This is a genomic window from Bariatricus sp. SGI.161 (genome assembly GCF_050313695.1).
Taxonomy (GTDB): Bacteria; Bacillota; Clostridia; order Lachnospirales; family Lachnospiraceae; genus JAFBIX01.
This window is the reverse complement of sequence record NZ_JBNPLX010000004.1, coordinates 26396-39794: the sequence shown is the minus strand read 5'-3', so window position 1 is coordinate 39794 and position 13399 is coordinate 26396. Positions and strand designations below refer to the sequence as shown.

At 43.4% G+C, this 13399-nt stretch carries 14 protein-coding genes; 2 read left to right on the top strand and 12 right to left on the bottom strand.

Translation table 11 applies throughout. The annotated features are described in order from the left end of the window. Positions 1-7: 7 nt before the first annotated feature. The 10 genes from ACQRBH_RS03610 to ACQRBH_RS03565 form a co-directional block, all read right to left on the bottom strand. Positions 8-1093 (bottom strand): PucR family transcriptional regulator, encoded by a 1086-nt coding sequence (locus ACQRBH_RS03610; RefSeq protein WP_235233638.1) that lies wholly within the window; start codon positions 1091-1093, stop codon positions 8-10. 131 nt (positions 1094-1224) lie between these two features. Then, positions 1225-2337, bottom strand: a complete 1113-nt coding sequence (locus tag ACQRBH_RS03605) for an ABC transporter ATP-binding protein (RefSeq protein ID WP_235233636.1) — start codon at positions 2335-2337, stop codon at positions 1225-1227. A 183-nt stretch (positions 2338-2520) separates the two neighbouring features. Beyond that, positions 2521-3357 (bottom strand): 16S rRNA (cytidine(1402)-2'-O)-methyltransferase, encoded by an 837-nt coding sequence (gene rsmI / locus ACQRBH_RS03600; protein WP_427760912.1) that lies wholly within the window; start codon positions 3355-3357, stop codon positions 2521-2523. 2 nt (positions 3358-3359) lie between these two features. Further along, complete coding sequence (locus ACQRBH_RS03595) at positions 3360-4100, bottom strand: tRNA1(Val) (adenine(37)-N6)-methyltransferase (RefSeq protein ID WP_235233632.1); 741 nt, start codon at positions 4098-4100, stop codon at positions 3360-3362. Then, complete coding sequence (locus ACQRBH_RS03590) at positions 4090-5001, bottom strand: PSP1 domain-containing protein (protein WP_427760911.1); 912 nt, start codon at positions 4999-5001, stop codon at positions 4090-4092. The genes ACQRBH_RS03595 and ACQRBH_RS03590 overlap by 11 nt, the downstream gene beginning before the upstream one ends. A 4-nt stretch (positions 5002-5005) precedes the next feature. Beyond that, positions 5006-5995, bottom strand: coding sequence for a DNA polymerase III subunit delta' (gene holB / locus ACQRBH_RS03585; RefSeq protein WP_427742733.1), 990 nt, complete (start codon positions 5993-5995; stop codon positions 5006-5008). Further along, a complete protein-coding gene (locus ACQRBH_RS03580) occupies positions 5982-6569 on the bottom strand; it encodes a guanylate kinase (RefSeq protein WP_235233627.1) in 588 nt (195 codons plus the stop codon). Before ACQRBH_RS03580 ends, holB begins: the two co-directional genes overlap by 14 nt. Beyond that, positions 6562-7992, bottom strand: coding sequence for an aminotransferase class I/II-fold pyridoxal phosphate-dependent enzyme (locus tag ACQRBH_RS03575; protein WP_427760910.1), 1431 nt, complete (start codon positions 7990-7992; stop codon positions 6562-6564). Before ACQRBH_RS03575 ends, ACQRBH_RS03580 begins: the two co-directional genes overlap by 8 nt. 113 nt (positions 7993-8105) lie before the next feature. Continuing rightward, entirely contained in the window at positions 8106-8993 is an 888-nt protein-coding gene (locus ACQRBH_RS03570) for a hypothetical protein (RefSeq protein WP_427760909.1), read from the bottom strand. 129 nt (positions 8994-9122) lie between these two features. After that, positions 9123-9815, bottom strand: a complete 693-nt coding sequence (locus tag ACQRBH_RS03565; RefSeq protein ID WP_427760908.1) for a 5'-methylthioadenosine/adenosylhomocysteine nucleosidase — start codon at positions 9813-9815, stop codon at positions 9123-9125. A 236-nt stretch (positions 9816-10051) separates the two neighbouring features. On the opposite strand from ACQRBH_RS03565, the gene ACQRBH_RS03560 reads away from it, so the two are divergent. Beyond that, positions 10052-10300 (top strand): TIGR03905 family TSCPD domain-containing protein, encoded by a 249-nt coding sequence (locus ACQRBH_RS03560; protein ID WP_427742728.1) that lies wholly within the window; start codon positions 10052-10054, stop codon positions 10298-10300. A 358-nt stretch (positions 10301-10658) separates the two neighbouring features. On the opposite strand, the gene ACQRBH_RS03555 is transcribed toward ACQRBH_RS03560, so the two are convergent. Continuing rightward, a complete protein-coding gene (locus ACQRBH_RS03555) occupies positions 10659-11141 on the bottom strand; it encodes a hypothetical protein (protein WP_427760907.1) in 483 nt (160 codons plus the stop codon). A gap of 67 nt (positions 11142-11208) precedes the next feature. After that, entirely contained in the window at positions 11209-12069 is an 861-nt protein-coding gene (locus ACQRBH_RS03550; RefSeq protein WP_427760906.1) for a DUF4367 domain-containing protein, read from the bottom strand. A gap of 210 nt (positions 12070-12279) precedes the next feature. Here ACQRBH_RS03550 and ACQRBH_RS03545 point away from each other — a divergent pair, with 210 nt between their 5' ends. Next, positions 12280-13347 (top strand): undecaprenyldiphospho-muramoylpentapeptide beta-N-acetylglucosaminyltransferase, encoded by a 1068-nt coding sequence (locus ACQRBH_RS03545; protein WP_427760905.1) that lies wholly within the window; start codon positions 12280-12282, stop codon positions 13345-13347. Positions 13348-13399 lie beyond the last annotated feature (52 nt).

Sequence of the window (13399 nt, the reverse complement as noted above, 5' to 3'; positions counted from 1 at the left end):
TCTCCTCCTAATTATTTATGTATTTCATGTGGTCTGCTACCATCATGGCTATCTTAAACGTCAAAGCATCGTCAAATACCCTGACATCTAACCCTGTTTTCTTCTGGATCTTCTCCAGACGGTACACCAGCGTATTGCGATGTACATATAACTGTCTGGCAGTCTCTGATATGTTCAGATTGTTATCAAAAAATGTGTAGACCGTCGTCAGTTCTTCTTCTTCAAATTGATCTGCGACATTTCCCTGGAATACTTCCTCCAGAAACATCTCGCACAGAGATGATGGAAGCTGATGAATCAGCCGTCCAATTCCAAGTTCATTATATGCCAGAATATTCTTATCGGAATAGAATACTCTTCCAACTTCCAATGCCATATCCGCCTCTTTGTATGACTTGGACACGTCTTTCAGCTCTTCGATGATCGTTCCATAAGAAACTCTTACGCTTACCATTGCTTCCATATTCAGCGTATCTACCAGCTCTCTGGCAATCTGCGCAAGCTTCTGGTAATCATCCGTCTTCTCCAATGCTCTTACAAGAATTACATGCTTTTCATCCACTGCCGTTACAAAGTCCTTTGTGCCCGTAGCGTATAATCCTTTTAACGTCTCAAGAATCAGGTTCTCCCCTTCATTCTTTGCCTCTATCAGGAACACGGTCCTTCGCAGTTCTACCGGGATCTTCATCTTTTTCGCCTGATTATACACATCGACCAACAACAGATTATCCAGAATCAGATTCTGGATAAAACGATTCTTATCCATTCGTTCTTTGTAAGCAAACAGCAGATTCTCCAGTTGGCTGACTCCCATTCTGCCTGCCATTTCCAGCTGTGGAGAATCTCCTTTTAAAACGAATACATAACAAGGATCTTCATCTTCATATGCCAGGAACATTCCTACATCTTCGCTGACTTTCTTCTCGTTCTCCTGTGCCGACTTACAAAACTCTGAGACATCTGCATCAAGACTTATCATTTTTTCATTTGTCATTACAAGGCAGATTCCCTTCATGTCCCACACAGCGCATTCTAATCCGGTAATCCGCTTCACATCCTGTACGGTTTTATGTAATATTTGATTTGATAACAATGGATATCCTCCTATTCTGTAGCATACATGTTTATTTTACCATAGGATAGAAATCATGTCTAATACTTTACTTCAATACAGCAAAGAAGAGGCCAGGCACCCGAAAGTGTCTGACCTCATTGTTATTATTCCTAGTTTGTAATTGTCTGCTCTGTCTCTTTGTCGAATACGTGGATCTTGTCAGCATCAAGAGCAAATTTAACAACATCACCTGTTCTTGCTGTTGTCTTAGGCTCAACTCTTGCTGTCATGCTAGATCCTTCATAATCGAAGTACAAGAATACTTCAGCACCAAGCATCTCGTATACACGAATCTTAGCTTCGATAACTGTATCTGGAGATTTTGCAAGGAATTCTGGCTCATCATGTACATCTTCTGGACGAATACCAAGAACAACTGTCTTTCCATCGTATCCGCCATCGATAAGTTTTTTAGCTTTTGCTGCTGGCAATTTAATCTCAGAAGGTCCTGCGATCAGAGATACTTCGCTGCCATTTACTTTACATACAGCATCTACGAAGTTCATCTGTGGAGATCCGATGAATCCTGCTACGAACAGGTTGCACGGACGATCATACAGGGTCTGTGGTGTATCTACCTGCTGAACGATACCAGCGTTCATAACTACGATTCTTGTACCAAGTGTCATAGCTTCTGTCTGGTCATGTGTTACGTAGATGATTGTTGTACCTAATCTCTGATGTAATTTAGAGATCTCGATACGCATCTGTCCACGAAGTTTTGCATCCAAGTTAGAAAGAGGCTCATCCATAAGGAATACCTTAGGATTACGTACGATAGCACGTCCCATAGCAACACGCTGTCTCTGTCCACCTGACAAAGCCTTTGGCTTACGATCCAACAATGCTTCCAGGTCAAGAATCTTAGCAGCTTCACGAACCATCTTATCAATCTCATCCTTTGGTACTTTTCTTAACTTCAGACCAAATGCCATGTTATCATATACTGTCATATGTGGATACAGAGCGTAGTTCTGGAATACCATTGCGATATCTCTGTCCTTAGGCTCTACATCGTTAACGATCTTGTCCCCAATCTTTAATTCTCCGGAAGAGATCTCTTCCAGACCAGCGATCATACGAAGTGTTGTTGATTTACCACATCCTGAAGGTCCTACGAAGATGATAAATTCTTTATCTTCAATTTCAAGATTGAAATCTTTTACTGCTTCAAATCCGTTTGGATATGTTTTGTTAATGTGTTTTAATGATAAACTTGCCATTTTAATCTTCCTCCTAAATCATTCTGCCATACCGACATTATTTCTTACGCTTTTTTTGCTCTGTTCAAAGTATATAAAAAAAGTTCAACTTCGGCTATGCCCAAGTTGAACAATTTTTTCAGGGTTTTCTATACAAGTTGACGAATGCTTCTTATTACTTGATTATCACTTTACAACAGCGCATTATAACAGTGCTTTGTAGACGTCCCGCTTCCCGATTCCCCGGTCTTTTGCAACGCGTTTCATGGCCTCTTTTCGATCGATCCCCTGGCTCTCATAATACTCCATGTGTTCTTCGATAGTCATCTCTTCCCAGTGTGCCTGTTCTTCTGCCCGGATCTCGTCGCGGCTCTTTCCTTCTATCACCATCACACATTCGCCTTTTGGCTCATGATTATTATAATATGCAAGTGCTTCTTCCATCGTTGCAGCGAATACCGTCTCATGCTTCTTGGTAAGCTCCCGGCAGATACTGATCTTACGATTGCCAATCGTATCATACAGAAGCTGTAACGTTTTCAGCAGACGATGCGGCGCTTCATATAAGACAATCGTCCGCGTCTCTTCCTTCAGCTCATCCAGCACTGCCTGACGTTCCTTTTTATCAGCCGGAAGAAATGCCTCGAATGCAAATCTTCTTGTAGACAATCCAGATATCGTAAGTGCTGTAATACAAGCTGCTGCCCCAGGAATTGCAGTCACCACAATTCCCGCCTCCTGGCACATCTTCACCAGTTCTTCTCCCGGATCTGAGATTCCCGGAGTTCCAGCATCCGTGATCAATGCAATATCTTCTCCGTTCAGCAGATGTTCTACCAGCTTATGTCCCTTTTCTATCTTATTGTACTCATGATAGCTGGTCATCGGCGTTTTGATCTCAAAATGATTCAAAAGCTTGATACTGTTGCGGGTATCCTCTGCTGCGATCAAGTCCACCTCTTTCAGAATCCGGATGCATCGAAATGTCATATCCTCCAGATTGCCGATGGGGGTGGCACACAAGTATAATGTTCCTGGCATTGTTATTTCCTCCTATATATCTCCAGAAGTTCTTCCGTATATTCTCCATCTTTCCGATACACGATAAGTGGCGGCTCCACCTGCATTCGTGGTCTTCCGCCCCGCAGTCCTTCCAGAAGCACCATGTTCGGCTCTTTATCAATGTGGGGATAGACCAGCCGCATCCGCTTTGGCTCAATTCCATATGCTGACATCTTGGCAAGTATCTCCGGCAGCCGAAATGGCCGGTGCACCATATAAAACCGCCCTTTCGGCTTTAACAATCTTGCGCTTTCCCTCAAAATATCATCCAGCGTGCACAATGCCTCATGCCGTGCAATGTACAATGCTTCATTTTCATTTTTCAGACCGTGCTCTCCGATCATATAAGGAGGGTTGGTCGTAATGACATGAAAGGAAGCTGCCCCAAAGATTCCGGACGCTTCCTTAATATCTCCCGTTACAATATCAATCTTATCTTCCAGCCCATTATGGCTCACACTCCGACGCGCCATGTCTGCACTTTCTTCTTGAATTTCCAGTCCCGTATAATGTTCTCCCTCATTCTTGGCTTCCAGAAGAATCGGCAGAATCCCTGTGCCTGTTCCCAGGTCAAGTGCAAGTTCTCTCTTCCTGACCTTTGCATAAGACGACAGCAACACCGCATCCATCCCGAAGCAGAATCGTCCGGGACTCTGGATGATCTCATATCCTTTGATCTGAAGATCGTCCAGACGCTCTTCGGGCTTTAAATTATTCATCATCTAATTTGGACACTCCATTCTTTTCTTCCAGTGCCTTCAGTTCCGCCATCTCTTCCTTGGTCAGCTTCACGTCCTTCTTCTTACGTTTTGGCTTGAACCTCAGTTCCGATGCTTTATATTCACGGATCTCTTTCTCATCATTATCCAGTGTTACGATCACCTTGACCAGCTGACGCAGCACATTGACAGACTGTACGTCACCTTTTAACCCTTCCGGTGTTGTCACATGATCACCATTGTTCGGGAGATGGCTGTTCAGCTCTTCGTATGTCTCTTCCTCATTGGTCAGGCAGCACATCAGTCTTCCACATACACCAGATATCTTACTTGGATTCAATGACAGATTCTGTTCCTTTGCCATCTTGATGGATACCGGCGCAAATTCCGTCAGATACGTGTGACAGCACAGTGGACGGCCACAAATTCCGATTCCTCCACGAATCTTTGTCTCATCCCTCACACCAATCTGCCGTAATTCGATTCTGGTCCGGAATACGCTCGCCAGATCCTTTACCAATTCACGGAAATCAATTCTTCCGTCCGCAGTAAAGTAGAAGAGCACTTTGTTATTGTCAAATGTATATTCCGCATCAATCAGCTTCATTTCCAATCCATGCTTACGGATCTTCTCCAGACAGATCTCAAAAGCCTCTTTTTCTTTTTCACGATTCTTTTCTTCCTTACGGATATCGTCTTTGGTCGCTATGCGGATCACCGGTTTCAGTGGCTGTGTAACCCTGTCATCTTCTACATCCTTCGGGCCACTCACAACAGATCCAAACTCCACACCGCGCGCCGTCTCTACGATTACTTTATCACCCGTCTTGATCTCATATTTCCCCGGCGCAAAGAAATAGATCTTTCCTGCCGGACGGAATCTTACTCCAATCACTCTTGTCATATTATTAATTCTCCTTTATCGTCAGGAACAAAAGCTCCATTACCAGATCGAAGTTTACATTCGCCTTCAATCTGGCTTTGGCCTTCTCAAGGCTCTCCAGAATTAACTGGATACCCTCATAAGAGCTCTTTTTGGCCTGTTCTTTGATATAATTTATCTGATCTTTAAATACGACCTTGTCGATATCTTTGGTCGCTTTATACAGCAAGATATCCCGGTACCATATCATAATGATATCCAGATAATCTGTAATTTCTAACTTATACTTCGTAATCTGGCTGACTGCCTGTACGATCTCACTCAATTCCATCTCGTGAATGTATTTCAGCAGTTGAATTGCCTCATCACGAATCTCATTAAAATGTTCTGAGTTCGCCAGCATGATTGCACGTCCCATATTGCCCTGGGCAAATGCAGTACAGATCTCTGCTTTATAATCTGGAATCTCCATGGTCTCCATCAAATACTTCTTAATTAACGTATCTTTGATATAGCGAAGTTTCAGCATGACGCATCTGGAGGTAATGGTCGGAAGCAAAGTCTCTGCATTCTCCGTCAACAGCATGATCACGGCATACTTCGGCGGCTCCTCAATCGTCTTCAGAAGTGCATTTTGCGCCTGTGGCGTCATTATATCTGCATGATCGATAATATATATTTTGTAAGGCCCCTGATAAGGCTTTATCATAATCGTGTTATTGACTTGTTCCCGGATATCATCGACACTGATAGAATTCGGCTTTTCATGTGTCACTCTGATAATATCCGGATGATTGCCGCTCTCTGCCTGCCTGCAGGAATGGCACTCATTACAGGGATCAGGTCCACCCTTCTCACACAAAAGTGTTGTCGCAAAAAGATTCGCCAGCAGCTTCTTCCCTGAGCCTCGTGCTCCATTCATAATATATGCATGAGACACCTGATCTTCTCTTATTGCATTCCCTATATATTTGATAATATCTTTGTGGCCAACCACATCTTTAAAGCTTCCCATATCGTATTTCCCCTATAATCTCTTCTAAGCATTGTGTTCTGTCTTGATTGACGAACCTTCTGGTAATTCCAAGGTTCGCAAGGTTCTCTTCTGAAAAATCTTTGGTATCCGCAAGGAATCTCCTACACAATTCCGCGTATCTGGGAACTTCCTGCTCCCTCTCACGCTTCAGGGCACGCATCAGACGCTCCCCGTCTTCTACTTCTATATATATAGGCACCAGATTCGACGCTCCATAATATGTTCTCATCTTATCGTATGATTCCAATGTGCCGATCACCAGATAATTCTCGTGATCCAGATCCACCTGTCCGTCATCGATCGTCGCATACTTCCAGATTCCATGCACGGTATGATATGCCCGCATCTCGATAATCTTGCCCTGGCTCTCATATGCATTTAACGTATCCTCTGACACGAAAAAGTATTCTACACCATTGTGCTCTCCTTCACGAATCGGCCGTGTTGTGTAGAGCGTTATGGTCTTCAGTTCCGGCATTGCCTGCTTCACTTCCTTAAACAGCGTGTCCTTGCCGGAGGAACTCTTTCCCATCATATAATATATCTTACCCATGCATCCATACCTCTATGTACTGCTCTTTTTTCAATCCTTCTATGGTAAAATCCAGATCCTGATACCATTGTAACATATCTGCCGCCTCTTGTGATATCTTTTCTCCCGGTACTACCAACGGACATCCCGGCGGATAGAGATATGCATACTCCATTGCCACATGACCAACGCTTTCCTGCCATGGCAATGATCTGATCATCCCTTCTTCCGAAAAAAGCTCTACCTCAGCGCCTGAACAGATAATCTGGGCCCTTGGAAGACTGGACTGTACCGGAATCTGGAACACTTCTGAGATTCCATGTTCTCTCATTCGCCGGTCCACCTTCTCATCTATCTCTTCCAGCGCCGCAATCAGGCGATTCATCCCTTCTTCCGTATCTCCAATGGATGTCATCGCCAAGATATAAGTGCCTGCTGCCATCTCCATCTGCAGATGATATTCTTCCAGCAGAATATGCGAAAGCAGCCTGCTGGTAAGGTCCGTATCCTTCACAGATATGATCAGCTTCGACCGGTCAAAATGTTCTGTCTGAATCAGCTTCAGTCTTCGAAGTCCCGATAATCGCACCCGCATATACTCTAACCTCTCCGCATAAGGTGCAAAACATTCTTCTGCCTTATGCTCCAACATCTCAACACAAGCGTCTATGCTTGCCATCAACACATAAGACGGACTGCTGGTCTGCAGCATATCCAGATACTTCTTCACCTTTCTTCGATCCACAAGATCTCCGTTCACATGTAAGAGCGCCGTCTGTGTCAATGACGGAAGCGTCTTATGAAGGCTGTGAATGACCAGATCTGCCCCCTTAGTATTGGAGTTCTCTGGGAAATAAGGATGAAAGCCAAAATGCGCTCCATGGGCTTCATCAACAATGATCGGAATGCCTTTTTCATGGACCGCTTCTGCTATTGCTTCCACATCCGATACCACTCCATCATACGTCGGCGATACTATGACCACCGCACGTATCTTGGGATTCTTCTCCAAAGCTGTCCGGACATCTTCTGCGGAAATCTCTGTATTCAACTGAGCCTCTGAATCAAAAGCCGGATATAGATATACCGGATTCAATTCATTCATATCTATCGCATGATACACAGACTTGTGGCAATTTCTTGCCACAAGTATGGTATCTCCCTTCTGAGTCACACCGAATATAGCACTCAGGATTCCCACCGTACTTCCATTGATAAGGAAATGCGTCTCATCCGCATGATAGATTCTTGCCGCACGCTCCTGTGCATCCTTCAGGATTCCATCTGCGTGGTGCAGATCATCGAATCCGTCAATCTCGGTGATGTCAATCGAATAAGGAGAAGTATCTCCCAACAAATCCATCTGCCTCTTGTGTCCCGGCATATGGAAACCATAATAATCCGAATGACTATATTCTCTCAATCTGTCATATATTGTACGCATTATAATCTCTGTCTCCAACAGCATCCTTCCATATCGTAAATGTATCTCAGAGCTGTCAAACTTTCATCTCTTAAAAGTATATGTTATCATTCTATCAAATCAGAAAGGTTTAATCAAGCCATAAACTCCTCCAGAATCTGGCGTATCAGGACATCCTTCTCCACTTCATCCAACTTGCCTTTCCTTGATTCCTTGTCTCTGGAAACTGCCTGCATCTGTGGTGCTGCCTGCGGAATGCTCTGTGGAGGTGTCTGCGCCATTGTCTGTGGTGTTTCCTGCGGTGTGATCTGCGAAACTTTCTGTGGCGTTGCCTGAGGTGATGGCTGCGGCATCTCTTCTGGTCTTGGGGTTACAACTCTAGGAGCGGAAGGACTTGCTATCTCTTGGCCTGCCCCTGAATCTGGCGTCTCATTTTTCTCTTCCGGCATTACACCAAATTCCATAGGCCCCTCCTGTGCCATGACCTTGATCTCCTTCTGATACGTCTTCTCATATCGGTGAAGACATACATTTTCCAGATAATCTACCATATAATTCTGCACTGCTTCCAACTGATATCTTTCATCCGTTATCAGATGCACCAGATAAATCAGAATTGCAAGACCCGCTCCTGTTGCTCCTGTTCTCAGCACCATATCTCCCATTCCGTTCACAAGATATTCCAGCAACGCTCCGCCGGCCCCGAGCACCAGACACAGCCCGGCAGTTATATTCTCCATCCTTCTCCATCCATGGAGCTTCATCCCCAGCACCCGATACTCGTACAGATACTTGTCCACAAACACCCTGACATTCTCCACTTTGTCGCTGACCATACACGCGTGTTCAAACTTAGCGCGCACCAGGCGCATGAGCGGATGGGTGCTTTTGTTCATATTCCCTGCTGCGCGCACCAGACGTTTCAAAGTGACATTGGCGATACATTTGCTCACGATCCCTAAGACTGTCAGGATTCCCATAAGCACGAATAATACGTGCCTGTCCAATATGATTTCTAACATAAAAAAGCCCTCCTTTGTCTAGCATTATAGCTGAATTTCCAAAGGAGAGCTCAAAAACCGTTCTACAGATTCCGCACCTCCCCGAGGGAGAATCTGTCAGATTCACAGGATTCTTGTTCTGAACCCATTCTACAACATTGGCAGCAATTCCTTCATAAGCCTTACGCTGTGGGCAATTGCCTTGCGTTCAAATGCTGGATAATCCATGGTCGCACTGTTGTCGGCTTTGTCCGAAATGGCACGGATTATGACACACGAAACTTTGTTCAGGTAAGCGGCATGTGCGATTCCTGCTCCTTCCATCTCCACGCACAGCGGATGAAAATTCTCCACGATTCTTTCTTTCACTTCCTGAAACGAGATGAACTGATCTCCGCTTGCGATTCTTCCGGTAAATGTATGGATATCCGGATTCGCCTTTTCATTGGCCTGGACTGCTTTTTGAACCAACGTCTCATCTGCCGGAAATGCCAGTGTATCCATGCGCGGAACCTGTCCCACAGGATCACCAAATACTGTGGCATCCATATCATGATACAAGGCATCTGTAGAGATGACCATATCTCCAATATCAATCTTCGCATCCAGAGATCCCGCAATTCCAGTATTGATCAGTGTATCCACCTGGAATCTGTCCACCAGAATCTGCGCACAGATTCCTGCATTAACCTTGCCGATTCCACTTCTTACTACCACTACCTCTTTGCCGCATAATGTTCCCTTACAGAACACCATAGATGCCTGCTCGATCGTCTCTTGCACCTCCATATCATCCTTCAATGCTGCGACTTCTTCTTCCATTGCTCCGATAATTCCTATCATATATCCGATATCCTCCTTAATAAACTTATCCATTGATTCATCTCAGTATGTGCCCAAGATGTTCTCTACATCACAATCTTATATCTGTGCTATGCTTTATTATAACGGATGAAAAATGGGATTTCAACTTAAGACTGATCCATGATCTTTTTATAAAAGATACGGAAAAATTATAGAATTTGCCCAGATTCTTTGTTATAATCCGATATATCGAGACACAAAGGAGGCAATTACACATGGATTATAGACCACATGGTGTCTGTTCACAGCTGATCCGAGTGGAACTGGACGGAGACATCATTAAGAATGTAGAATTTGTTGGTGGATGTGACGGAAATACTACCGGAATCTCCAGCCTGGTAAAAGGCATGAATGTTCACGATGCCATCTCTCGTATGGAAGGTATTACCTGCGGAAGTAAGGCAACATCCTGCCCTGACCAGCTCTCCAAGGCTCTTCGCATGGCACTCGCGAATAATAATTAGGCTGGAAACGAGATTTCCTATCATAACAAGAAAAGGATACGAAGCCTAGCATGTAGCCTCGTATCCTTTCTTTTTTGTTTTTCGTTCTTTTTTTGGCCGGAGAGATTGTGGGAAGCACCGTCTGCGACGACTTTAACCCGTCTCGTGGGTCTTACGGTTTCTCAATGTAAGGTTGAAATTAAATTAATAGTTTTCATTCCTTTAAATCGCACCGCAAACGCCGCTTCCCACAATCTCCCCGACTGGCGCAACATAATTTTTTTAATTGGCTTTTGTTTTTGTTTGTTTCTTTGTTTTTTGTTTTTCTGTCAGTTAATAAATTTTTTCCCTCTTGTTCAGATCCCCATCTGAAAAGTTCCTAAGGTTCTTCAATATAGACACCGTTAGTAAAAGAACTGCTCATATCACTATTCGCAGAATGTGTACATCTTACTCGATAATAATATCCACCTTCAACTTGTAATGAACGATTTGATGCAACACGATCCATATTTTCGTTCTCTTTATGCCAGCTATCATATAAAGACCAAGCAGTATCACCTTCTTGCGCTCTTTCCACAATGACAGACACCTGTACATTTGCAACAGTATGTGCTGCTATTGTAGTCCCCCCTGCATATAACTCTCCAGGGCCTAGCCGAACACATTTTGAATATCCAGTAAGTAAGTCTTCTCCTCTGGTAATCTTCGTATCATAACCGATAGATTCTTCATCATCAGTCAAATATGAGCCATCCAAAATTGGATCATCCGAACTAGCTTCAACATTAGCTGTTGAAATTAATAGCATGTTTGTCATCAACAACAATGCGAAGCAAACAGACATAATTCTTCTTTTCATCTTCCACCTCCTTTATTCAATTTTACCCTCATATATATAAACACAAATCTTGACAAAAACTGACGTCTTATTTAGTAAAATGTAATTTATTTATTATTTCTGTGAACTCTTCTTCGTTCATTGTTCCAATCAAAAAATATTCTAATCCGCAATAGCTAAAATTTGCAGAATATCTTTTTGTTAAAGTATCTGGAGTTTCATATTCTTTAATCGTTATCTTACAATTATTATTTTTGACTTCATATTGATTTGTTATTTTGTCTTCAACATCTATTCCCCACGATGTATCTGAATATGATGCATTAATAAAATAAACTACATTTTCTTTCTTATAACTATACATTAGTTCTGCAATCTGAAGCTCTTTATCAAATTCTGAACCTTCAAATTTTAATTCTGCAGGTCCTCCCATTATTTTCACAGGCTCTACCCCAAACGCATCTCCTATCTTTTGATACGCCTCTTCTTCATTTTCTTCCACAATAACGAGATTCTCATCACTAGAATCCACCTGTTCAACTTCCCTATCGCCAACCGCCTGTTTCAGCATCCGCACTATTCTCTCCGGTCCACCAATACTGGTGATTCCCACAGCCATTACCAAAACCAGCACTGCTGCCAGGCCAAAGTACATCTTAAACCGCTTTTTCTTGTGCACCACTTTGGCTTCTGTCTTCTCCTGTTCTTCTTCTGCCATGATCTTACGTCCCAGTTCCAGTGCTTTCCGGTCTTCTTCTGATAATTGAGCATATACTTTTTCTTTTTTCATCTCTTCGATCTGCTGATCAATCTTCGCACGCAGAGACTCTTTCGTTCCTTCGGGTACTTCTATCGTATCATCCGCCTGGATGTCGTTTTCTTCTTCTTTGGCAAGCCTGTCGTATTCATTTTTTATGATTTGTTCCAGTTGATCCTTACTTTCCTTCATTGTAATACTCCTTGTCAGGTTTTCTTTGAATGATTACAGTGAGTTTCAATGTGAACAGTCCACCCCGCGCATCTGAAAAGCGCATCAGAACTGTCACGATACGTGTTCGAAATCTTTTTCTTTCTCTTGACCAATTCCCACGTAAACGTATAATATAATTATAGCATATATCGTATGAATATTACGTAATATTGAGATTGGGAGGTCATTATGAAACGCATTATCTTAACTGGCGGTGGCACTGCAGGACATGTCACACCGAACATTGCCCTCTTGCCACGGCTGAAAGAATTACAATATGATATCCACTATATCGGTTCTTACAACGGCATCGAAAAAGAACTGATCGAGCAGTTCGGAATTCCATATCATGGAATCTCTTCTGGAAAACTGCGCCGTTATTTCAGTGTTCAGAATTTTACCGATCCGTTCCGTGTGATTAAGGGTCTGGGAGAAGCCAGGAAGCTGGTCAAGATCTTACAGCCAGATGTCATCTTCTCCAAGGGCGGTTTTGTCTCCGTTCCTGTCGTACTTGCCGGCAAGAGCCAACATGTACCGACCATTATTCATGAGTCTGATATGACTCCGGGTCTTGCAAATAAGATATCCCTGCCTTCAGCAACGAAGGTATGCTGCAATTTCCCTGAGACGCTGGAACATCTTCCAGAAGGGAAGGCTGTACTGACAGGTTCTCCTATCCGTCAGGAATTATTGTCCGGTGACAAATTCAAGGCAAGAGAATTCTTAGGCTTCACTTCTGACAAGCCGGTGATCATGGTCGTTGGCGGAAGTCTTGGTTCTGTTGCAGTCAATGAAGCTGTCCGCGGCATCCTTCCAGAGCTTTTGAAGGATTTTCAGGTCGTACACCTCTGCGGCAAAGGAAAGATTGATGACTCTTTGAAGAATCTGGATGGATACGCTCAATTTGAATATATCAAAGATGAGCTCAAGGATCTCTTTGCGCTGACAGATATCGTAATATCCCGTGCAGGAGCTAATGCAATCTGCGAACTTCTTGCACTTCACAAACCGAATCTTTTGATTCCGCTTTCTGCAAATGCAAGCCGTGGTGACCAGATTCTCAATGCCCGTTCTTTTGAACGCCAGGGATATAGTGTTGTTCTGGAAGAAGAGGAACTGAATAAACAAGTCCTTCTCGATTCTATTCTTCGCTTATATGAGAATCGTGAATCCTACATAGATGCAATGAAGAATTCACCTCAGCAGAATTCTATCGATACCATTATTGATCTGATTGAAGCTGCAGCAAATAAATAACTTGCAGACCTATATCATACACAGAAAACAGGTGTCTTAATCGGCACCTGTT

Excerpts from the sequence above, each read along its gene's own strand:
- ACQRBH_RS03605 (WP_235233636.1), bottom strand. The coding sequence starts at position 2,337 with ATGGCAAGTTTATCATTAAAACACATTAACAAAACATATCCAAACGGA.
- rsmI (WP_427760912.1), bottom strand. The coding sequence starts at position 3,357 with ATGCCAGGAACATTATACTTGTGTGCCACCCCCATCGGCAATCTGGAG.
- ACQRBH_RS03595 (WP_235233632.1), bottom strand. The coding sequence starts at position 4,100 with ATGATGAATAATTTAAAGCCCGAAGAGCGTCTGGACGATCTTCAGATC.
- ACQRBH_RS03590 (WP_427760911.1), bottom strand. The coding sequence starts at position 5,001 with ATGACAAGAGTGATTGGAGTAAGATTCCGTCCGGCAGGAAAGATCTAT.
- holB (WP_427742733.1), bottom strand. The coding sequence starts at position 5,995 with ATGGGAAGCTTTAAAGATGTGGTTGGCCACAAAGATATTATCAAATAT.
- ACQRBH_RS03580 (WP_235233627.1), bottom strand. The coding sequence starts at position 6,569 with ATGGGTAAGATATATTATATGATGGGAAAGAGTTCCTCCGGCAAGGAC.
- ACQRBH_RS03575 (WP_427760910.1), bottom strand. The coding sequence starts at position 7,992 with ATGCGTACAATATATGACAGATTGAGAGAATATAGTCATTCGGATTAT.
- ACQRBH_RS03570 (WP_427760909.1), bottom strand. The coding sequence starts at position 8,993 with ATGTTAGAAATCATATTGGACAGGCACGTATTATTCGTGCTTATGGGA.
- ACQRBH_RS03565 (WP_427760908.1), bottom strand. The coding sequence starts at position 9,815 with ATGATAGGAATTATCGGAGCAATGGAAGAAGAAGTCGCAGCATTGAAG.
- ACQRBH_RS03560 (WP_427742728.1), top strand. The coding sequence starts at position 10,052 with ATGGATTATAGACCACATGGTGTCTGTTCACAGCTGATCCGAGTGGAA.
- ACQRBH_RS03555 (WP_427760907.1), bottom strand. The coding sequence starts at position 11,141 with ATGAAAAGAAGAATTATGTCTGTTTGCTTCGCATTGTTGTTGATGACA.
- ACQRBH_RS03550 (WP_427760906.1), bottom strand. The coding sequence starts at position 12,069 with ATGAAGGAAAGTAAGGATCAACTGGAACAAATCATAAAAAATGAATAC.
- ACQRBH_RS03545 (WP_427760905.1), top strand. The coding sequence starts at position 12,280 with ATGAAACGCATTATCTTAACTGGCGGTGGCACTGCAGGACATGTCACA.